Annotated in this window: 18 protein-coding genes and 1 pseudogene; 10 read left to right on the top strand and 9 right to left on the bottom strand. The window is 60.4% G+C overall.

Annotated features, from left to right (window positions below; translation table 11 throughout):
* The first annotated feature begins 2 nt into the window (after positions 1-2).
* From GIR22_RS07165 to GIR22_RS07145, 5 genes are read left to right on the top strand one after another with little or no spacing between them, the layout of a single operon-like run.
* Complete coding sequence (locus GIR22_RS07165; RefSeq protein ID WP_154742652.1) at positions 3-797, top strand: ABC transporter permease; 795 nt, start codon at positions 3-5, stop codon at positions 795-797.
* Complete coding sequence (locus tag GIR22_RS07160) at positions 797-1087, top strand: (2Fe-2S)-binding protein (protein ID WP_154742651.1); 291 nt, start codon at positions 797-799, stop codon at positions 1085-1087. The genes GIR22_RS07165 and GIR22_RS07160 overlap by 1 nt, the downstream gene beginning before the upstream one ends.
* Positions 1084-2427, top strand: a complete 1344-nt coding sequence (locus GIR22_RS07155; protein WP_154742650.1) for an FAD/NAD(P)-dependent oxidoreductase — start codon at positions 1084-1086, stop codon at positions 2425-2427. Before GIR22_RS07160 ends, GIR22_RS07155 begins: the two co-directional genes overlap by 4 nt.
* Positions 2424-3548: an NAD(P)/FAD-dependent oxidoreductase gene (locus tag GIR22_RS07150; protein WP_154742649.1), complete on the top strand. Its 1125-nt coding sequence runs from the start codon at positions 2424-2426 to the stop codon at positions 3546-3548. Before GIR22_RS07155 ends, GIR22_RS07150 begins: the two co-directional genes overlap by 4 nt.
* An 8-nt stretch (positions 3549-3556) precedes the next feature.
* The gene (locus GIR22_RS07145; RefSeq protein ID WP_154742648.1) at positions 3557-4588 is read left to right on the top strand and encodes an ABC transporter substrate-binding protein; all 1032 of its coding nucleotides are present in this window, start codon (positions 3557-3559) and stop codon (positions 4586-4588) included.
* Positions 4589-4672: 84 nt separating this feature from the next.
* Here GIR22_RS07145 and GIR22_RS07140 read toward each other — a convergent pair whose 3' ends face one another.
* The 3 genes from GIR22_RS07140 to GIR22_RS07130 are packed head-to-tail and all read right to left on the bottom strand — an operon-like array spanning position 4673 to position 8469.
* Positions 4673-5968: an NAD(P)/FAD-dependent oxidoreductase gene (locus GIR22_RS07140; protein ID WP_154742647.1), complete on the bottom strand. Its 1296-nt coding sequence runs from the start codon at positions 5966-5968 to the stop codon at positions 4673-4675.
* Positions 5965-7053 carry a polyamine ABC transporter substrate-binding protein gene (locus GIR22_RS07135; protein WP_154742646.1) on the bottom strand — a complete coding sequence of 363 codons (1089 nt, stop codon included), beginning with the start codon at positions 7051-7053 and terminating at the stop codon, positions 5965-5967. The genes GIR22_RS07140 and GIR22_RS07135 overlap by 4 nt, the downstream gene beginning before the upstream one ends.
* Before the next feature lie 57 nt (positions 7054-7110).
* Positions 7111-8469 (bottom strand): glutamine synthetase family protein, encoded by a 1359-nt coding sequence (locus tag GIR22_RS07130; RefSeq protein ID WP_154742645.1) that lies wholly within the window; start codon positions 8467-8469, stop codon positions 7111-7113.
* A 150-nt stretch (positions 8470-8619) separates the two neighbouring features.
* Here GIR22_RS07130 and GIR22_RS07125 point away from each other — a divergent pair, with 150 nt between their 5' ends.
* A complete protein-coding gene (locus tag GIR22_RS07125) occupies positions 8620-9531 on the top strand; it encodes a helix-turn-helix domain-containing protein (protein ID WP_154742644.1) in 912 nt (303 codons plus the stop codon).
* 98 nt (positions 9532-9629) lie between these two features.
* Complete coding sequence (locus tag GIR22_RS07120) at positions 9630-11804, top strand: TonB-dependent siderophore receptor (protein ID WP_154742643.1); 2175 nt, start codon at positions 9630-9632, stop codon at positions 11802-11804.
* A 95-nt stretch (positions 11805-11899) separates the two neighbouring features.
* Here GIR22_RS07120 and GIR22_RS07115 read toward each other — a convergent pair whose 3' ends face one another.
* The 3 genes from GIR22_RS07115 to GIR22_RS07105 all read right to left on the bottom strand — a co-directional run bounded on the left by GIR22_RS07115 (position 11900) and on the right by GIR22_RS07105 (position 14132).
* Positions 11900-12337, bottom strand: a complete 438-nt coding sequence (locus tag GIR22_RS07115) for a carboxymuconolactone decarboxylase family protein (protein ID WP_154742642.1) — start codon at positions 12335-12337, stop codon at positions 11900-11902.
* A gap of 170 nt (positions 12338-12507) precedes the next feature.
* Positions 12508-13134 (bottom strand): isochorismate family cysteine hydrolase YcaC, encoded by a 627-nt coding sequence (gene ycaC / locus GIR22_RS07110; RefSeq protein ID WP_154742641.1) that lies wholly within the window; start codon positions 13132-13134, stop codon positions 12508-12510.
* 131 nt (positions 13135-13265) lie between these two features.
* Positions 13266-14132 (bottom strand): pirin family protein, encoded by an 867-nt coding sequence (locus GIR22_RS07105; protein ID WP_154742640.1) that lies wholly within the window; start codon positions 14130-14132, stop codon positions 13266-13268.
* A gap of 109 nt (positions 14133-14241) precedes the next feature.
* On the opposite strand from GIR22_RS07105, the gene GIR22_RS07100 reads away from it, so the two are divergent.
* The gene (locus GIR22_RS07100; protein WP_343039637.1) at positions 14242-15147 is read left to right on the top strand and encodes a LysR substrate-binding domain-containing protein; all 906 of its coding nucleotides are present in this window, start codon (positions 14242-14244) and stop codon (positions 15145-15147) included.
* Positions 15148-15253: 106 nt separating this feature from the next.
* Here GIR22_RS07100 and GIR22_RS07095 read toward each other — a convergent pair whose 3' ends face one another.
* The 3 genes and pseudogenes from GIR22_RS07095 to GIR22_RS07085 form a co-directional block, all read right to left on the bottom strand.
* Positions 15254-16573, bottom strand: coding sequence for an Nramp family divalent metal transporter (locus GIR22_RS07095; RefSeq protein WP_178122139.1), 1320 nt, complete (start codon positions 16571-16573; stop codon positions 15254-15256).
* A gap of 41 nt (positions 16574-16614) precedes the next feature.
* A complete protein-coding gene (locus GIR22_RS07090) occupies positions 16615-18168 on the bottom strand; it encodes a DUF726 domain-containing protein (RefSeq protein ID WP_154742638.1) in 1554 nt (517 codons plus the stop codon).
* 120 nt (positions 18169-18288) lie between these two features.
* Positions 18289-18456: pseudogene (locus GIR22_RS07085) on the bottom strand (transcriptional regulator); the annotation flags it as partial.
* A gap of 233 nt (positions 18457-18689) precedes the next feature.
* On the opposite strand from GIR22_RS07085, the gene GIR22_RS07080 reads away from it, so the two are divergent.
* Together GIR22_RS07080 and GIR22_RS07075 are read left to right on the top strand one after the other, a co-directional pair.
* Positions 18690-20498 (top strand): monovalent cation:proton antiporter-2 (CPA2) family protein, encoded by a 1809-nt coding sequence (locus tag GIR22_RS07080; RefSeq protein WP_154742637.1) that lies wholly within the window; start codon positions 18690-18692, stop codon positions 20496-20498.
* Positions 20499-20570: 72 nt separating this feature from the next.
* Positions 20571-21164, top strand: coding sequence for a DcrB/PsbP domain-containing protein (locus GIR22_RS07075; protein WP_154742636.1), 594 nt, complete (start codon positions 20571-20573; stop codon positions 21162-21164).

The following is a 21164-nucleotide window of genomic DNA, read 5'->3' as shown; positions in this document are numbered from 1 at the left end:
AAATGTCCAGAAACGGCCCTTTGGCCCTCGGTTTTCACAGCCTGGTGGTGCTGTTCATGATGGCGCCGCTGGTGGTGGTGTGCCTGGTGGCCTTCACCCCGGAAAACACCTTGAGCCTGCCCACCTCGGGCTTCTCCCTGCGCTGGTTCCGTGCAGTGTTCGAGCGTGCCGACTTTATCCAGGCCTTCTATAACAGCCTGGTCCTGGCGTTTGTCGCCGCCACCCTGGCGACGCTGATTGCCGTGCCTGCCGCCTTGGCCATCAGCCGTTATCAATTTATCGGCCGCAACTTTTTCAGTGCGTTATTCCTGTCGCCAATCATCATCCCGCACCTGGTGCTGGGGGTGGCGATGCTGCGCTTGTTTGCACTGATGGGGGTCAACGGCAGTTTCACCTGGTTGATGCTGGCCCACGTGGTGATCATCACGCCGTATGTGCTGCGCCTGGTACTGGCCGCAGCCATCGGTATCGACCGCAGCGCCGAGCAGGCTGCCGAATCCCTCGGTGCCAGCCGTTTTACCCTGTTTCGCCAGATCACCCTGCCGATGATTTTGCCCGGCGTGGCCGGCGGCTGGTTGTTGGCATTCATCAACAGTTTCGATGAGGTCACGCTGTCGATTTTTGTCAGCTCACCGGCCACCCAAACCCTGCCGGTGCGCATGTACGTGTATGCCACTGAATCCATCGACCCGATGATGGCGGCGGTGTCGGCACTGGTGATTGCCTTGACCGCAGCCACGATGATTCTGCTCGACCGGGTCTACGGCCTGGACCGGGTATTGGTGGGGAAACACTGATGGCATTGTTCAAGCGACTGGCCGAGACCGAGCGGCAGGCCCTGACCTTTACCCTTGACGGGCAACCTGCCCGCGGCTTGCGGGGAGACACCTTGCTGACGGCCGTGCTGACCTGCGCCGAGCACCTGCGAGGCAGCGACTTCAGCGCAGAACGGCGTGCCGGTTTCTGCCTGATGGGCGCCTGCCAGGATTGCTGGGTACGCCTGGAAGACGGTCGTCGGGTACGCGCCTGCTCGACACTCTTGGAAGAAGGCCAGGCGATTCGCCGTGATCCGGGGCGCGAGGCATGAAGACAGTGGTGATTATCGGTGCCGGTCCTGCCGGCATCAGCGCTGCGCGCACCCTGCTCGATCATGGCGTGACACCCTGCCTGGTGGACGAAAACCTGCGCGGTGGCGGGCAGGTTTATCGTCGCCAGCCGGCAAACTTCCAGCGCTCGGCCAAACAGTTGTATGGCTTCGAAGCCGGCAAGGCACAGGCCGTGCATCGCACCCTGGATGAACTGGCGCCGCTGATTGATTACCGGCCGCAAACCCTGGTGTGGAATGCCGAAAACGGTCGCCTGGACACGCTGACTGACGGTCATGCTAACAGCATCGAATACACGCACGTCATCGTCGCCACCGGCGCCACCGACCGGATCCTGCCCGTACCGGGCTGGACCTTGCCCGGAGCCTACAGCCTGGGGGCCGCGCAAATCGCCTTGAAATACCAGGGCTGCGCCATCGGCGAGCGCGTGGTGTTTTGCGGCAGCGGGCCATTGCTCTACCTGGTGGCGTACCAATACGCCAAGGCCGGGGCCAAGGTGGTAGCAGTGCTCGACAGCGCACCCTTCAGCGCCCAGTGCCGGGCCTTGCCCGCCCTGCTCGGCCAGCCGATGACCCTGGCCAAAGGCATGTATTACCGCGCCTGGCTGACCGCCCATGGCATCCCGGTACATCAAGACGCAACCCTGGAACAGATTGACGGTGAGCAACGGGTCAGTGGCATTCGCTGGAACCAGCGGGCATTGGCGTGTGACGCGGTGGCTTTCGCCCATGCCCTGCGCAGCGAGACGCAACTGGCGGACTTGCTCGGTTGTGAGTTTGCCTGGAGCGAACTGAACCGTGCCTGGCTGCCAATACACGACGCGGCGGGACGCAGCAGTGTCGAAGGCGTTTACCTTGCCGGCGATGGTGCCGGCATCATGGGCGCCGATGCCGCACACATGGCCGGAGAGCGTGCGGCGCTGGCGTTGCTGGAAGACCTGGGCATGGCCCTGGATCACCGCCGCGGGCCCGTGCTGGAACAGCAATTGGCAAGCATCCAGCGCTTTCGTCATGGCCTGGAAACCGCTTTTCCTTTTCCCCAGGCCTGGGCCGCGAATGCACCGGATGAATTGATCCTCTGCCGCTGTGAAGAAGTCAGCGTCGGTGATGTACGCGCCGTGGTGGACGAAGGCCACTGGGAACTGAATCGGGTCAAGGCCCATTGCCGGGTCGGCATGGGCCGCTGCCAAGGCCGGATGTGTGGCTTGGCGGCAGCAGAGATCGTTGCCCAGCGCAGCGGTCGAGCGCTGGAAAGCATCGGCCGGCTACGCGGCCAGGCACCGATCAAGCCGCTGTCGTTTGGTGTGCAGGTGCAGCCATGATCGACAGTGAAGTGATCATCCTCGGCGGCGGTATCGTCGGCGCATCGGCGGCCCTGATGCTCGCGCAAAGAGGCAAGCGTGTGGCGCTGCTGGAGCGGGATTTTTGTGGCTCTCACTCCAGCGGTGTCAACTATGGTGGTGTGCGACGCCAGGGCCGGCCACTGCATCAGTTGCCGCTGTCGCAACGCTCGCATCAATTGTGGGCCGATCTGCCGGGGTTGATTGGCATCGATGGCGAGTACGTGCGTTCCGGGCACCTGAAATTAGCACGCACCCACGCCGACCTGGCCGCCCTGCATGCCTATGCCGAGGCCAGCGGTGAATTTGGCCTGGACTTGCAATTGCTCGACCATACCCAACTGCGGGCACGTTTTCCGTGGGTAGGCGATGTGGCGGTGGGTGCATCCTTGTGCCCCGATGATGGCCACGCCAATCCACGCCTGGTCTCGCCCGCTTTCGCCCGCGCGGCACAACGCCTGGGTGCCCAGGTCCATGAACAGGCTGAAGTCACCCATATCGAACACAACGGTCGCCTGTTCCAGGTGCGCTGCGTCAACGGCCTGCAACTGCAAGCTCCTTGGTTGTTGAACTGCGCAGGCGCCTGGGCCGGCAACGTTGCGGCGCAGTTTGGTGAGCCAGTACCGATGCAATCGGCACACCCGGCGATGTTGGTGACCGAGCCGTTGCCCGTGGTGATGGACGTCAGCACCGGCGTCGAGGGCGGCGGGATTTATGCACGGCAAGTCGCTCGCGGCAATTGTATCCTTGGCGGCGGTCGCGGCTTTGCCCTCGGCCCGCAGCAGGCCCGTGTGGGCCAGGCAGCGGTGCTGGAAATCTTGCGCAACGCCACCGAGCTGTACCCGTTCCTCAAAGGTGCCCAAGCGATCCGCACCTGGAGCGGCACCGAAGGCTACTTGCCCGACCACGAACCGGTGATCGGCGCCAGCGGCACCCAACCCGGCCTGCTGCACGGTTTCGGCTTTGCCGGCACCGGGTTCCAGCTCGGCCCCGCAGTCGGCGAAACCCTGGCAGACATCGTCTGCACGGGTGCCAGCCGACACCCCATCGAAGCCTTTTCCATCCGTCGTTTCCAACCCTTGGAGGAAGACCCATGCCCCTGATTCAAACTATGAGTAAATGTACTGCGCTGTCTTGCCTGTCCCTCACCCTGGTCACTGGCGTCGCTCATGCTGCCCCCACGCTGTACCTGGGCATGAACGGCGGCACCATGGAACGGGTCTACGCCGACAAGGTGCTGCCCCCATTCGAGAAGGCCAACAACGTCAAGGTGGTGATCGTCCCGGGCACCTCGTCGGACATCCTCGCCAAGGTCCAGGCCAATAAAGACAACCCACAGATACACGTAATGTTCCTTGATGACGGCATCATGTACCGCGCCATCGCCATGGGCCTGTGTGAAAAACTTAACCCCAGCCCGACACTCGACCAGATCCCGGCCAAAGCCAAAATCAAGGATGAAGCGGTCGCCGTCACCCTCGGCGTCACCGGCCTGGGCTACAACGCCAAGATGTTCAAGGAAAACGGCTGGAGCGCGCCCACCTCGTGGATGGACCTGGCCGACCCGCGCTTCAAGGACAAGGTGGTGTTCCAGTCCCTGGCCTCCTCCACCTTCGGTTTGCATGGCTTCCTGATGTTCAACCGCATTCAGGGCGGTGATGAAACCAACGTCGAGCCCGGCTTCAAGGCCTGGCCAAAAACCGTCGGGCCCAATGTACTGGAATACATTGCCAGCTCGGCGAAAATCTCCGAGATGGTGCAGACGGATGAAGCGGCGATCTTCCCCCTGACGCCAACCCAGGTGGCGACCCAGAAACTGTTGGGCGTACCGATGGAGTATGCGCAACCCAAGGAAGGCGCGGTGGTGCTGAACGTCGCCGAATGCGTGATCGCCCGCAATGACCAGCCGGAACTGGCGCAAAAGCTGGCAGCTTACTTGTTGACAGCCGAGGCACAAGGGCCGGCGTTGGAGTTGGGCGATCAGATCCCGTCGAACCCCACCACCCCGACCACCGACAAAACCCGTGCCCGGGTGGACGCGATGAACAGCTACCTGAAGACCGCCATTTCCATTGATTGGGACCAGGTGAACCAGGCACGCCCGGAGTGGAATGCACGGTGGAATCGCTCGATCGAACGGTAGGTCTGCGTCTATACATCGAAGCAGATCAGCGCGGGAGCAACTGGCTTGCCTGCTCCCGCGTTTTCCCGTGCACGGCTACCAGAGCTAGCCCAGCATCTCCCGCAGCCGATACCACAACATTCCCAACGCCAGCAGCGGTGAGCGCAACGCCTTGCCACCGGGAAAGGTCATGTGCGGCACCTGGCTGAAAGTATCCAGTCCCTGGCTATGCCCGGCGTGAATACCTTCGGCTAACAGGCGGGCACACCAATGGGTCACGTTAAGGCCATGGCCGCAATAGCCTTGGGCATAGAACACGTTCGGGTACTGGTTCAACCGTCCAACCTGTGGGAAGCGGTTGGCGGTAATGCCGATCTTGCCACCCCATTGAAACTCAATGGCGGTGTCGGCCAGTTGCGGGAATACCTTGAGCATCTTTGGTCGCATGTACGCTGCAATATCCTGCGGATCACGGCCCGAGTAATGACAGGCACCGCCAAACAGCAAGCGCCGATCCCTGGATAACCGGTAATAGTCGAGCCCCACTTTCTGGTCACACAGCGCCAGGTTCTGTGGGATCAATTGGTTGGCCAGCGCTACCGACAGCGGTTCAGTGGCAATGATGTAACTGCCGGCGGGAAGCACTTTGCCACTCAAGTGCGGCTCAAGCTCTTCAAGGTGGGCATTGCACGCCAACACCAGGCTGCCGGCCCGCACGGTGCCGGTGGCACAGCGCACCTGCACCGTGCTGCCATGGCGCAGTTCCAGCGCGGGGCTGTCTTCGAAAATACGCACACCAAGAGACTCGGCAACGCATGCCTCACCCAGCACCAGGTTCAGCGGGTGCAAATGCCCGGAGCCCATGTCCACCAGGCCACCGGCATAGACACCGGAGCCCACCACCTGGGACAGGTCCTGAGGTTTCACCAAGCGGGTTTCATGGGTATACCCCAGCGCCGCCAGGTGTTCCTGTTCACCCCGCAATGCCGCGAAATGCGCCGGGGTGTTGGCCAGTTCGCAAAAGCCCCAGCGCAAATCGCAGTCGATACCCTGTTCGCCAATACGCTCCCCCACCAACGCCACCGAGTCGATCCCGGCCCGCTCCAGGTAGCGCACGCCCTCCTCGCCCACGTAACGGGCAAAGCCCGATACATCGTGGCCAATGCCGCGAATCAACTGCCCGCCGTTGCGCCCGCTGGCACCCCAGCCAATGCGCCGAGCCTCCAGCAGGATCACCGACAGGCCGCGCTGGGCCAGTTCAATCGCAGTATTAACACCGGTGAAACCACCACCGATCACACAGACGTCGGCACTCAGGTCTTCCATCAATGGCCGACGCCTGGGCGTCGCGTTGGCCGTGGCGGCGTAATAGGACCGGGTGTGTTCATTCGCAGGGTTCATTGGTTGGACTTCACTTTGCTCCAGGCGCGCGTCATTACCCGCATGATGGCCGGGGTGGGTGTGGTGGAAATATAGAGTTTGTCGAGCACTGCCTGGGGCGGGTACACCTCGGGGTTGTTCACCAGTTCGGGCCCCATGAAAGCCTTGGCCGCCGGGTTCGGGTTGGCGTAGCCGACATAGGTACTGACCTTGGCGATCACCTCCGGCTCCAACAGGTAATTGATAAAGGCATAGGCCTCTTTTGTGTGGCTCGCGTCCGCTGGAATGGCCAGCAAATCGAACCACAGGTTGCTGCCTTCCTTGGGGATCGAGTAGGCGATATTGACCCCGTTCCCGGCTTCCTTGGCGCGGTTGGCGGCCTGGAAGACGTCGCCGGAGTAACCGAAGGCTACGCAGATATTGCCGTTGGCCAGGTCCGAGATGTACTTGGACGAGTGGAAATAGGTGATATAGGGCCGCAGGGTCAGCAATTTGGCCTCGGCTTTCGCGTAGTCCCCAGGTTTGGAACTGCGTGGGTCAAGCCCCAGGTAGTTGAGAATGGCCGGGAAGGCTTCATCCGCCGAATCGAGGAAGGCCACACCGCACTGGTGAAGCTTTTCCAGGTTCTGCGGCTCGAACAGCACTGCCCAGGAATCGATCACGTCGATGCCCAGCACTTGCTTGACCTTATCGACGTTGTAGCCAATACCGTTGGTGCCCCACAGGTACGGCACCGAGTGCTCGTTGCCCGGGTCATTGTTTTCCAGCAGCTTGAGCAGTTTGGGGTCGAGGTGCTTGAGGTTCGGCAACTGTGAACGGTCCAGCTTGAGGAACGCCCCGGCCTTTACCTGGCGCGCCAGGAAGTGATTGGACGGTACCACCACGTCATAGCCGGTGCGTCCAGCCAACAGCTTGCCTTCCAGGGTTTCGTTGGAGTCAAAGACGTCGTAGACCACGTTAATCCCGGTCTTGGCCTGGAAATCAGCCAACGTGGTGTCGCCGATATAGTCGGTCCAGTTATAGACACTGACCGCCTGTTCAGCCTGGCTGGTGGTGCTGAACAATACTGCCAGGGCCAGCGGGAGAAGCTTTTTCACAAGACGCATATCGACACCCCTTTGTTTGTTTTTTTGTATGGACCGACACTGACGGTGATCTTGGGATTACACGCTCAACAACAGGAACTCGCGCTCCCAGGAACTGATCACGCGCTTGAAGTTTTCGTGTTCGGCGCGCTTGACCGCCACGTAGCCACGCACAAATTTGTCACCCAGGTAGTGCTTCACGGTCTCGCAGGCTTCCATCTGCGCCAGGGCGTCTTCGATGGTGATGGGCAGGCGCAGGTTGCGGCGTTCATAGGCGCGGCCTTCCACCGGGGCGCTCGGTTCGATCTGTTCGATCATGCCCAGGTAGCCGCACAGCAGGCTGGCGGCGATGGCCAGGTACGGGTTGGCATCGGCCCCCGGCAAACGGTTTTCCACGCGCATGGCATCGGGGCTGGACGTCGGGACGCGCAGGCCCACGGTGCGGTTTTCTACGCCCCATTCGACGTTGACCGGTGCCGAGGTGTCCGGCAGGAAGCGGCGGAACGAATTCACGTTCGGCGCAAACATCGGCAGCAGCTTGGGGATGTACTTTTGCAGGCCACCAATGTGCTGCAAAAACAGTTGGCTCATCTTGCCATCGGCATCGACAAACACCGGTTCGCCGGTGGCAATATCCACCACGCTCTGGTGCAGGTGCATGGCGCTGCCAGGCTCGTCGGCCACCGGCTTGGCCATGAAGGTAGCGGCCACGTTGTGCTTTAACGCCGCTTCGCGCAGGGTGCGCTTGAAGACGGTGATCTGGTCGGCCAGGTCCAGAGCATCGCCGTGGCGGAAGTTGATTTCCATCTGCGCCGGGCCGTCTTCGTGGATCAGCGTGTCGAGGTCCAGGCCCTGGGCTTCGCACCAGTCATAGACGTCTTCGAACAGGGGGTCGAATTCGTTGGCGGCGTCGATGGAGAACGACTGGCGACCACTTTCGGCGCGCCCGGAACGGCCCAGCGGGGTCTTCAGCGGCAGGTCAGGGTCTTCGCAACGCTGGGTCAGGTAGAACTCCATTTCAGGGGCGACAATCGGCTGCCAGCCCTGCTCGGTGTAAAGCTGCAAGACTTTCTTCAACACGTTGCGGGGCGACAGTTCGATGGGGTTGCCCTGCTTGTCGAAGGTGTCGTGGATGACGATGGCGGTAGGCTCGATAGCCCAGGGCACCACATAAGTGGCGTTGGCTGCGGGGCGGCAGATCATGTCGATGTCGGCCGGGTCCAGCAGGTCATAGTAGATACCGTCGTCGACAAAGCCCCCGGTTACCGTTTGCAGCAACACACTTTCCGGCAGGCGCATGCCTCGCTCATGCAGGAACTTATTGGTGGGCGCAATCTTGCCGCGGGCGATGCCAGTCAGGTCACTGATCACGCATTCGACTTCGGTAATCTTGTGTTCTTTCAGCCAGGCGGACAGCTGATCGAAGGGAGCATTCATAAGGACCTCGTCATGGGTTGGATAATGCGCCAGCCGTTGGGGCAGGCTTCCCTCGCAGCGCATTGGGGTCTATCTTGGGCGTGCCGCTGGACGGCATCTATCCACTTTGCGCCACCCATAACGCACCAATAGAGTGCGATCAGGTTTCCCATGACACAGGCAGCACCCTTGCGTGTACAGGCCTTCGCTACCGGCGATGTGGCCGCCCAATGCAGCGCCACACCGGGTTGGGTCCAGCAGTACCAGCAAATGTCCCCTGGGCATTTTGCCGGCCAAATCCGCTACCTCGACCTGCAAGGTGTCGAGGTCTATGAAGAATGCATGAACACTCGGGTGGAGCAGCATTTCAACGCGCCTCCCGGCTCCCTGGTGTTCTGCTTCGACGGCAGTGATAACGCGCTGTATGTGCTCAACGGCGAAAGCCGCAACACCTGGATCACTCCGGAAAACTATCGGGAAGTGGCGGTGGTGTTCGGCCCGCAGTTCGTCCAGCGTCATGGCTTGGATGTGGCAAAACTGGAAGGGCTGTTCATGGCCCCCCTCACTTCGCTGCAAAATGCGCTGTTCAGCCGTTGGCTCAGCGGCACGTTGACGCGCTTGTCTGCCGTCGCGGACCCACCCAGTCGCGAAGCCCTGACCCAACAGTTGCTGGACGATTGCCTGTTCATCCTCGACAACGCCTGCGTGTGCCTGGACCCGGGGTCGTTACAACGGCGCACCGAGGAGCGAACCCTCATGGCCCGCATCGGCGAATGGGCGGCGGATGTGCCGGATGAAACGGCCAACCTGCTGGAACTGGCGCAGATTGCCGGCGTGCCGTTACGCCAATTGCAACATGGCTTCAAGACCTACACCGGGATGAGTCCGGCGCAGTGGTTGAGGTTGCGTCGATTGAACGGTGCGCGGCGGCAGTTGTTGAATCCACCGTCAGCAGAGACGACGGTGGCCGAGGTAGCGATGAATTGGTCGTTTTGGCATTTGGGGCGGTTTTCCCATAGCTATTGGGCGTTGTTCCAGGAGTTACCCAGCGAGACCCTGAAACACCATCAGAAGCTGCGTTGAAACCGACGCCTTGACGGAACCATTCTCAATAACTTGTAAAAACCCGCGGTTATGCCTAGCTTATGCGCCCCCCGCTCTGCGCTTTCAGGCCTTTTCCCATGGTTTTGCGTTTTTGCCCCGCCGTTGCCTCGCGTTTTACTTTCGACCTGCTCGCCCTGGGCCTGCTCATGGGTAGCGGCGCAACGAGCGTTGCCGCCGACATCGAGTTGCCAGCGGTCAAGGTCCAGGGCCTGGACGCCTCAGGCTATCAATCCGACAGCGCTTCGGTAGGCGGTTTCAACGAAGCGCCTTTGCTCGATACGCCGGCCTCGATCACGGTGATCAACGAGTCACTGATCAAGGACCAGCAAGCACGCCTGCTCAGTGAAGTGCTGCGCAACGACGCCTCGGTGGGTGAAAGCTATGCGCCCATTGGCTACTACGAAAACTTCGTGGTGCGCGGCTTCTCCCTGAACGCAGCCAGCAGCTACAAGATCAATGGCCGCACCATCACCGGCGAGCAAAACGTCGCCCTGGAAAACAAGCAGCGGGTGGAATTGCTCAAGGGATTATCGGGCCTGCAAAGCGGCATTTCCGAGCCCAGCGGTGTGATCAACTACGTGACCAAGCGCCCGGAAGAGGTACGTTCGGTGACGGTGTCTACCGATGATCGCGGCAGCGGCTACATCGCCACCGATGTGGGCGGCTGGTTTGGCAGCGAGCAGCAATTCGGCCTGCGAGCCAACGTGGCCCATGAAGACCTGAATTCCTATGTCGAACACGCCAACGGCCAGCGGGATTTCCTGTCCCTGGCCTTTGACTGGAACATCAGCCCGGATGCGGTGCTGCAACTGGATGCCGAGTATCAGAACAAAGAGCAGCGTTCGGTGCCGGGCTATCAATTGCTGGGCGGCACTGAGTTGCCGCATCACGCTTCGCCGAAAAAACTGCTTGGGCATCAAAGCGGTGCCAATCAGGTAAGCATTGATTCGCTGAACCTCAATGGCACCTTCGAGTATCGCTTCAGTGATCAGTGGAAAGGCAGTGTCAGTGCTTCGCGCAGCAAGGTGGTGATCGATGATTACAGTTCGTTTGCGTGGGGGTGCTACGGTTCACCAAGCTGTGCGTCGACCAAGGTGCCGAACCATTTCAGCCCGGAAGGTAACTACGACATCTACGACTTCCGCAGCCCCGATGATACTCGGCGCACTGACGAAGTGCAGGCGGCGATGACCGGGATGTTCAATACCGGTGGCCTGGGTCATGAGCTGACGTTTGGCACGAGTGCATTTCGCCGGGTAGTGGACTTGCGAGAGCCGATCAACGAATTCATCGGCACCGGCAATATCGATCAAGACCCGGAAAGTTTCCCCCGCTATAACGGCAAGCTCAAGGACAGCCATCGCAGCCTCGACAGCCGCCAGTATGGGCTGTTCCTGACTGACCTCATCAGTTTCAATGAGCAATGGCAGGCCGTATTGGGTGGCCGCGAGGTACGCCTCGACGAGCACGCTTTCGACACAGACGGCAATCCGGCACGCCACACCCAGCAGTACGTGTTCTTGCCCCAGGCGGCGCTGATCTACAAACCGCTGGCGAACCTGTCGCTGTATACCCGCTACAGCAAGGGCCTGTCCCTGGGCGGCACAGCCCCGTGGTTCGCCCTCAACAGCTTTGAAACCCTGGCTCCCACCGTCTCTCGCCAAATCGAAGCCGGCGTGAAATACGACTGGCGCCGCATCAGCTTCGCCGTCGCCGTGTTCCAGACCCGCCAGGCCTACCAGTACGCTAAACCCGAGGCCAACGGCGACTACACCTACGTGCAACAGGGCGAACAGAAAAATACTGGCCTGGAGTTGTCCGCCAACGGCTGGGTGACTTCGCGCTTGCAGGTCGCTGCCAGTGCAGCCGTCATTCGAGCCCGGGTCAGCGACAGTGGTACACAGGAATACGAAGGCCATCAGGCGATCAATGTGCCGAAATTGCGCGCCAGTGTGTATGCCGACTACGCCCTGCCCTGGGTCAATGGCCTGGCGGTACTCGGCGGTGTGCAATACAGCGCCAGCAAATACGCCAATCGCACTGGCCAGGTAGAGGTGGGGGATTATGCGATCTTCAACGTCGGCAGCCGTTACAGCACACGCATCGATGGCTATGAAACGGTGTTTCGCCTGAGCGTCGATAACCTGTTCGACAAGCGCTACTGGCGCGACGCGGGCGAGTACCTGGGGGATGATTACCTGTTCCAGGGCGCGCCGTTGACGGCGCGGTTGAGTGCTTCGGTCAACTTTTGACGAGGGCTGATCGATTGTGTGCATATCCGTTGCGTCGGTAACGGGTATGCACTCAATAAAACTAACCGCCAGGTCGGCTACCAGCCCGCCACGTCCTATTTAGGCATCTTGCGAAAGCCCACCGCCAGGCGGTTCCAACTGTTGATGGCGGCAATCGCCACGCTCAAGTCGATTTGTTCAGCCGGGCTGAATTCAGCACTGAGCAAAGCATAATCCGCGTCGCCGGCATGCGTCTGGCTGATCAACGTCAAACTCTCGGCCCAGGCCAGGGCGGCACGCTCGCGAGGGGTGAAGAACGGCGTTTCACGCCAGGCCGACAATGTATACAGACGACGCTCGGTCTCGCCACCCTTGCGGGCATCGGCGGTGTGCATGTCCAGGCAAAAGGCACAGCCATTGATTTGCGACACTCGCAGGCGTACCAATTCCAGCAGGGGTAACTCGATAGACAGTTTGCCGACAGCCGCTTCCAGCGCAAGCATGGCTTTCATGGCATCAGGGGACGCGGTGTAGAAGTCGGTACGGGCTTGCATGGTGATACTCCAGGTCAGTAGGGATTGGTGACCAGCATAGTCACCCCACTGCCCCGGACAAATAGCCAATTCGAGGGAAGAACAGGTAGCCAATACCTCGCCGTCAGGCCCGGTTGTGCAACCACGGCAAGCCCCCATACAAGCCCTGCCCTCCCCCTAAATCAGTGGGTTTATTTGGCGCCGGTCAATGCGTTGTAGCTGGTAAACAGGTTGCGGTAGTCGGGGATATGGTTGGAGAACAACTCGCCCAAACCTTCGACATCATTGCGCCAGTCGCGGTGCAGTTCACAGGCCACGCCGAACCAGTTCATCAATTGCGCGCCGTTGGCCGACATGCGGTCCCAGGCGGCGTCGCGGGTGATGGGGTTGAACGTGCCGGAAGCATCGGTCACCACAAATACTTCAAAACCTTCCGCCATGGCCGACAGCGCCGGAAACGCCACGCACACCTCGGTGACCACCCCGGCGATGATCAGTTGCTTCTTGCCGGTAGCCTTGATCGCCTTGACGAAATCCTCGTTGTCCCAGGCATTGATCTGGCCAGGGCGAGCGATGTATGGCGCGTCCGGGAACAGCGCCTTGAGTTCCGGTACCAGCGGGCCGTTGGGGCCGGTTTCGAAGCTGGTGGTGAGGATGGTGGGCAGTTTGAAGTACTTGGCCAGGTCGGCCAGGGCCAACACATTGTTCTTGAACTTGTCCGGTTCGATGTCACGTACCAGCGACAGCAGGCCAGCCTGATGATCAACCAGCAGAACGACAGCGTTGTCCTTGTCGAGACGTTTGTAGGGAGTAGTCATGGGGTAGTCCTCGCTTCTTCAGGTATGCCGAGTCAGTTCGGCGTGGGTCAATCGGGTGCAGCCTGTGCCGCCCTTCCAGGGAAAAGCGCACGTAATCCATGAGTAGAGGCCATCCGTGGCCAGGCGAACGCTTATCCGTGCATTTGGCCGAACTGGCCGGACTGGAAGTCGGCAAAGGCCTGATGGATTTCCTGCTCGGTGTTCATCACGAACGGGCCGTGACCGACAATAGGTTCGTCGATGGGATCGCCGCTGAGCAGCAGGAACGTGGCGTCGTTGTTCGACTCAAGGCTGAGTTGGTCACCGTCACGCTCAAACAATGCCAACTGCCCTTCGCGAACCAATTCCACACCGTTGACCTGCACCGTGCCCTTGAGCACCACCAGGGCAGTGTTACGCCCTTCGCGCAGATCCAGGGTCACCGCCTTGCCAGCGTTGAGCCGCACATCCCACACGTCAATCGGCGTGAAGGTGCGTGCCGGGCCTTTGGTGCCGGCAAACTCCCCGGCAATCAGGCGCAGGCTGCCGGCGTTATCGGCCAGGGCCAGTGATGGAATGTCGCTGTCGAGAATAGTCTGGTAACCGGCATCGGTCATTTTGTCCTTGGCCGGCAGGTTGACCCACAGCTGGACCATTTCCAGGGCACCGCCACGGCGGGCGAAAGCCTTGGAATGGAATTCCTCGTGGAGAATCCCCTTGGCGGCGGTCATCCACTGCACATCCCCCGGGCCGATGGTGCCGCCAGCGCCGGTAGAATCACGGTGCTCGACTTCGCCCTTGTAGACGATGGTCACCGTTTCAAAACCGCGATGGGGGTGCTGTCCAACACCACGACGTTGTTCGGTCGGGGTGAATTCAGCGGGACCGGCGTGGTCCAGCAGCAGGAACGGGCTGATGTGTTTGCCCATGGTGTCGTAGGAAAACAGAGTGCGAACCGGGAAGCCGTCGCCCACCCAATGGCCTCGTGGGCTGGTGTAGATACCGATGATATTTTTCATGGTGTGTCTCCAAATGGGTGAAACCAATTCATGGACACACCTTAAATCCGTTACCTTTGCAGCACTAGACGGCAAAAATAACCCTTAGCGTTCTATTTGGAGAACGATAGTGGAAGACCTCAACACCCTCTACTACTTCACCCAGGTGGTCGAGCACCGTGGCTTCGCCGCCGCCGGGCGGGCGCTGGACATGCCCAAGTCCAAACTCAGCCGACGTATCAGCGAACTGGAAGAACGCCTGGGCGTGCGCCTGATCAATCGCACCAGCCGCCATTGCTCCCTCACCGAGATCGGCCAGGCCTACTACCAACGTTGCCTGGCAATGCGCGTGGAAGCCGAAAGCGCCGCCGAGGTGATCGAGCGCAACCGCTCGGAACCCCAAGGCATCGTGCGCCTGAGCTGCCCCACCGCCCTGCTCAACTCCTGGGTAGGGCCAATGCTCACCCGCTATATGCTCCAATATCCGCTGGTAGAACTGCATATCGAGAGCACCAACCGTCGAGTGGACGTGATTCATGAAGGCTTTGACATCGCCCTGCGGATTCGCTTTCCACCCTTGGAAAACACTGACCTGGTAATGAAGGTCCTGGGCAACAGCACCCAGTGCCTGGTGGGCAGCCCGCAGTTTGTGGCACACCTGTCGAACCCGCCCTCACCGGTGGACCTGAACGGCTTGCCGAGCCTGCATTGGGGGGCTGCGCAACGGGAATACCAATGGGAGTTGTTTTCCGAAAACGGTGCCAGCGTGGTGATCCGGCATTCTCCGCGAATGATCACTGATGACTTGCTGGCTCTACGGCATGCGGTGTGCGCCGGGGTGGGCATCGCGCACTTGCCCAGCGTGGTGGTGCGTGAAGACATTGGCGCAGGACGCTTGGTGAGCCTGATTCCTGGCTGGTCACCGAGGACCGGGATTGTCCATGGGGTTTTCCCCTCGCGTCGTGGGTTGTTGCCCTCGGTACGTACGTTGATTGATTTTCTCGCAGAGGAGTTTGCCCAGAGCGATATGGCGTGATCGCCAGCTAACCTCGACTTCCCGCCCTTAAAAACCTCAGGCTCCAAAAACTGCGAAAGTGACGATTTTAGTACAGCCGCTAAAGGGCTTATTTGAAAGTTCCCATTCAGAACACCCACTGCCCAATCAACCAGGCATTCGCCCCGCTGATCACCGCAAACAGTGTCCAGGCCAACAGCCGCGTCGGCAGGCTATTCACGAACGGTCCCATGAGTTTTTTATCACCCGTCATGCGAATCAACGGGTACAACGCAAACGGTAACTGCAGGCTGAGCACCACCTGGCTGAGGATCAGCAACTTGCCAATGGCATCGTCCCCCATCAGCCACACCCCGAGAAACGCCGGGATCAGCGCCAGGCCACGGGTGATCAGGCGCCGTTGCCAGCAGGGAATCCGCAGATTGAGGTAGCCCTCCATGATCACTTGGCCGGCGATGGTGCCGGTGAAGGTGGAGCTCTGCCCGGACGCCAGCAAGGCGATGCCGAACAGGATGCTGGCGAAGGCGCCACCTACCAAGGGGTCCAGCAGGTGGTAGGCGTCCTGGATTTCCACCACGCTGGTGTGCCCGCTCTGGTGAAAGGCTGCAGCGGCCAGCACCAGAATCGCCGCATTGACCAGCAGCGCCAGGGCCAGGGAGCCGATGGTGTCGATTCGCGCCAACCTGACCGCATCCTGGCGGCTGGCCAGGTCTTTGCCGAACAGCCGCGTCTGTACGATGGAGGTATGCAAGTACAGGTTATGGGGCATCACCGTGGCCCCCAGAATGCCGATGGCCAGGTACAACGGCGCGGCATCACTGATGGCTGACAGCGACGGTGTGAACCCGCGAAACACGTCCGGCCAGTAAGGCTTGATCAGTACCAGTTCGATAAAGAAGCACACGCCAATGGTCGCCACCAGCGCCAGCATGATCGCTTCCAGCCGGCGGAAACCGCGATTTTGCAGGGCCAGGATCAACAGTGTGTCGAAGGCGGTGATGACGATACCTGTGGTCAGGGACACCCCAAGCAACAGGTGGAAAGCCAAGGCACAACCGAGGACTTCGGCGAGGTCGGTGGCGATGATCGAGATTTCCGCCAATATCCATTGGGTGAACGACGCGCGTTTGCTGTAGCGCTCGCGGCTCAATTGCGCCAGGTCCTTGCCGGTGGCGATGCCCAGTCTCGAGCAAAGGCATTGCACCGCCATCCCCGCCAGGCTGGCCAACAGCACCACAAACAATAGGTTATAGCCGTAGAGCGAGCCGGCCTCAATGGCGGTGGCCCAATTGCCCGGGTCCATGTAGCCGATGGAGATCAGCAGGCCGGGACCGGCGAATGCCAGGATCCGCTTGAAAAACGATGCACGGGGGTCGACGGCAATGGAGCCGGCCACCTCCGGAGGACAGAACGGAGCGGTAGCGATTTTCGGCAGGCTGAATTTCACGCAGGGTACCCGGCAAACGCACAAGACAAGGCTGCAGCTTATCAGCCCGACGCGATCGTGCGCATCACCGTCTCCCTAGGTAAATCAAACGTCTCCACCACTTTCACAACCAGGTCCATTTCCTGATTCAACGCCTCACGCTCCATGCGCTCGCGAATCACCCCGACCACCAGCACCGCCAACGTGGTGATGGAATACGCCGGCCCGGAAAAGGCCCGCACGCCGCTCACCAGCAACATCGCTGCCGCCAAGGCCTGGCCCACGACCGGGATCGCGGTGGCGGCGCCACGGCGCAGGATAAAGCCGGTCAAGCCCGCCAGCGCCGTACCACTCAAGGCCGTCGCCGCCGTGCGCCCGACATCGAAACGATTGAAAAAGCCCTGCTCCTTTTGCGCGGCGGCCTTGAGTTCTGCCTCGAATACCTGTCGGTCCTCCAGGCTGAGTTTGTCCTTGTACTGTTCGATCAACCGCTCGGCAACCTGGGCTTCCAGATCGGCCAGGGCGACCGCCTCGATGGGTTGCTCAAACTTGACCCCCACCCGCCGGGCCACATCCTGGGCCATTTCGCGGTAGCTGACACCATGGCCTCGCGCCAGATTCATGAAGGTATCGCCGCCCATGCGCTGCAGCTCGATGGCCAGTTTCAGTGGTTCTCGTACCGTGGTGTCGATGGTCGCACTGTGTTTTTGCGCTATCAGCTCCGCGAGGAACTTCAACTCTTGCGCCCGTGCTTGCACCAGCAGCGGGAACAGGTCGACATCGTCCTCGGCAAACCGCACCTCGCTGCTACGCAGGTCGGCGCGGATCATGCCGCGACGTTCCTGCAACAGGTCGGTGTATTGCACCACCGTCTTCAACTGTGGCCAGTAGGCGGCGTGGTCGAATGAAGCCAAGTGCACATTGGCCACCTTGCTCTTGAGCGCCGGCGTGATAGGGATCGCATAACGCCCGATGCAGCGCTCGGTGTCAGGTTTGAGTGCCAACGCCCAGTCCTTGCTGGAATGACAGTTGATCACCCGCCCTTTGAGCGGTGCCGAAACCTGGTGCCAGGGGCTGGAGGTACAAATGGCGCCGCCCATCAGCAGCAGGTTGTTCAATGGTAATTCACGGGCCGACTCGGGGTTCGCCAGCAGGCTCTTGACCAGAATCCGGGCCCCCAGGGAATGGCCGATCAGGTTGATCTGTTGAACCTTGATGGACTCGTGGTGCAGGTAGTTGGCCAACTCGGGCAACAGACCTTTTGCCACTTCGTCGACCCGTGCCTCGACGCTTTTGTAATGGTCGAGAAAATAGGCGATCGCCTTGCCCAAACCGATCGTTGCCGCCCCCAGGTTGCCGCCGCCGAGCATCGAGGCGATCACATCCTTGAACGGCGCAAACAGGTTCTCCAGAAAATGCCCCGCCGGCCAGAACAGCATCAGGTTGGTCGAGCCCTCGATGGTCGCCAACTGCGCCGCGAAATGCCCCAACTGTTGCTGATTGAAAAACGCAGAATAACCGTGAACGTAGAGATTGAGCACTTCCCCTTGGGGTTCGCCACACAGGACGAACGTGGGCTTGCGTGTGCGGTGCATTTCCTCCCACTGGTGTTGCATGGGGCAGTGACTCCTGGTGACGGTGGGAAGCGATGGTAACAAAGGGCACGTGCGGAAATTGTGAAAACTGACCGACGAGACGGTCCATACCTATGGATAGTCATGCCTGCATCAGCGATGCGCCTGGTTGATATTCAGTGCCTTGGCCAGGTTGTCCTGGCTCATCTGCTGGGCCTTGCGTAGCTCATGCAACGGCATTTCTTTCAGGTGATGCTGAAAAATTTGCTCGGCATCGGCGCAAGATTCGGGCGTCATGCGAGCTTGAAGTTCAGCAAATTCCTTAGCCATGGTTACGGCCCTGTCCCAGCTCATGCAAATACTCCACTCGTGGAATATAAGCTCAAGGGCATAACTGTATGAGCTTCAGAGGGTATTCGGCCACTCGACCTCTCCATCGCAGAGGGATGCACCCACAAGTGCTGGCTGCAAAAACCTTGCCTCGGCAAAAATTCAGATTTCATAATGTAAAAAAACGCTCTAATAGTGTCCTGTTGGTTCGGTAAAAAATTCTGGAGTACGCAATGCCCCATGAAGGCAACCTGTTACAAGCAGCCGTGGTGTTCCTGTTCGCGGCGGTGCTGACGGTACCCCTGGCCAAACGCCTGCAACTGGGCGCGGTGCTGGGCTATCTGCTGGCTGGGGTGATCATCGGCCCGGCAGTATTGGGGTTGGTGGGTAACCCACAGAGTGTCGCGCAGTTCTCCGAGCTGGGGGTGGTGTTGCTGTTGTTTATCATCGGCCTGGAACTGTCGCCCAAACGTTTATGGGTGATGCGCAAGGCGGTGTTTGGCGTCGGCTTGGCCCAGGTGCTGCTCACCGGCACCATCATTGGCGCAGTGGCGCTATGGGGCTTTGGCCAGTCGTGGAACAGCGCCATTGTGCTGGGCCTCGGCCTCGCGCTTTCCTCCACCGCCTTCGGCCTGCAAAGCCTGGCCGAGCGCAAGGAACTGAACAGTCCCCACGGGCGCCAGGCCTTTGCCATTCTGTTGTTCCAGGACATCGCGGCCATCCCGTTGATCGCCATGGTGCCGTTGCTGGCCGGCAGTAGTCACGCCACCACTGGGGCCCAGGACCTCAACCACGGTTTGCAGGTGTTGGGCAGCATCGTCGTGGTCATCATCGGCGGGCGCTATCTGTTGCGGCCGGTGTTTCGTATCGTCGCCAAGACCGGCTTGCGGGAAGTGTCCACGGCCACCGCCTTGCTGGTAGTGATCGGCACCGCGTGGTTGATGGAACTGGTGGGCGTGTCCATGGCCTTGGGCGCCTTTCTCGCCGGCCTGCTGCTGGCGGATTCTGAATATCGACATGAGCTGGAATCACAAATCGAACCGTTCAAGGGCCTGCTGCTGGGGCTGTTTTTTATCAGCGTGGGCATGAGCGCCAATATCAGCCTGCTGTTCAGCGCGCCGATAATCGTACTGGGCCTGACGCTGCTGCTGATCGCTATCAAGTTGCCGCTGTTGTTTTTCGTGGGCCGGCTGGCCGCAGACCTCAACCGCGAAAGCGCCCTGCGCCTGGGTGTGGTACTGGCGGCAGGCGGTGAGTTTGCCTTCGTAGTATTCAAGATCGGCCGCGACCAGGGCCTGTTCGAACCCCACCTGTACGACATCCTGGTGCTGACCATCACCCTGTCCATGGCGCTGACGCCGCTGCTGTTGCTGCTGTGCCCGAAACTGTTCAAGTCCAAGAACAAGCCGGTGCAGGTACCTGAAGAATACCGCGCCATCGAGGGCGATGCGCCACGAGTGGTAATCGCCGGTATGGGCCGAATGGGACAGATTGTGGCGCGGATCCTGCGGGCGCAAAACATCTCGTTTATTGCCCTGGACACCTCGGTGGAAACCATCGAACTGACTCGCAGCTTCGGCGGCATGCCTGTGTTCTATGGCGACCCGCAGCGTCCGGAAATCCTCCACGCAGCGAAGGTCGACCAGGCGGAGTTTTTCGTGATTGCCATGGACGATCCCGAGATCAACATCAAAACCGCTGAACTGGTGCGCAAGCTGTACCCACACATGAAGATCATCGCCCGCGCCCGTAACCGCCAGCATGTCCATCGCCTGGTGGACCTCGATGCCCAAGCGGTGCGCGAAACCTTCTACTCCAGCCTGGAGATGAGCCGTCGTACCTTGCTGGGCCTGGGGTTGAGCCAGGTCCAGGCGGATGCCCGGATCACCCGCTTCAAAAACCACGACCTGCAACTACTGGCCGCCCAACATGCGGTGTACGACGACGCGACCAAGGTCATGCAGAGCGCCCAGGAAGCCCGGACGGAACTGGCGCGTTTGTTTGAAATGGATCGACTGGAAGAGGAATCCGACAAGAGTTGAGGATAGGCCTGAGAGATTTTGCGGTTTTTCTGACAGAATGTTCCGCAATTTCGTTCTTTCCCGGAGAGTTTCATGGCCACCCTCAGCAAGACCGCAGCCCTCTTGGCTCTCGCGTTGACCGCCGGGTTCGGCGCCAGCCAATTGTTTGCCGCCAGCCCTGCGGCCGCGCAAAAAGCCACTCCACACAGCATCTCCACCCTGGACGGAAAATTCACCTTTACCCTGCCCAAGGCTTACACCGCCGATGCCTTGCCAACGGGCAATGAGGCCGACGGCACCGCGGGTACCCGCGGGACGCTGTACGCCAACCAGGCCACAAAAAGCGTGGTGATCGTGGCCGAGACCGTGCGTAACGATGGCATCACGATCAAGGACAACGACCCGCAGTTCCTCGATGGCGCAGTCGCCGGCTTCGTCAAGGAACAAGGTGCCGCCCTGCCGGACTTCAAGAAACAGGCAGAGCAGAAACTGACTATCAAGGGTCTGGGCCTGCGCCGGGTAGACAGCACCGCGACCATGGGTGGCGGCAAGACCTTGAACTCCACATTCCTCGCAGGTTCAGGCAATCACCTGCTGGTGATCCAGGCGATTTCCCGGGCGGATGATGTGAAAGGCCATGAGGTGTTGGTGAAGCAGATTACCGGACGTGATGGGAAAACTAATTGA

Origin of the sequence: Pseudomonas karstica (assembly GCF_009707515.1) — a bacterium.
GTDB classification, from domain to species: domain Bacteria; phylum Pseudomonadota; class Gammaproteobacteria; order Pseudomonadales; family Pseudomonadaceae; genus Aquipseudomonas; species Aquipseudomonas karstica.
Note: the sequence above shows the minus strand (reverse complement) of the source record. Positions and strands in the feature narration are given on the sequence as shown.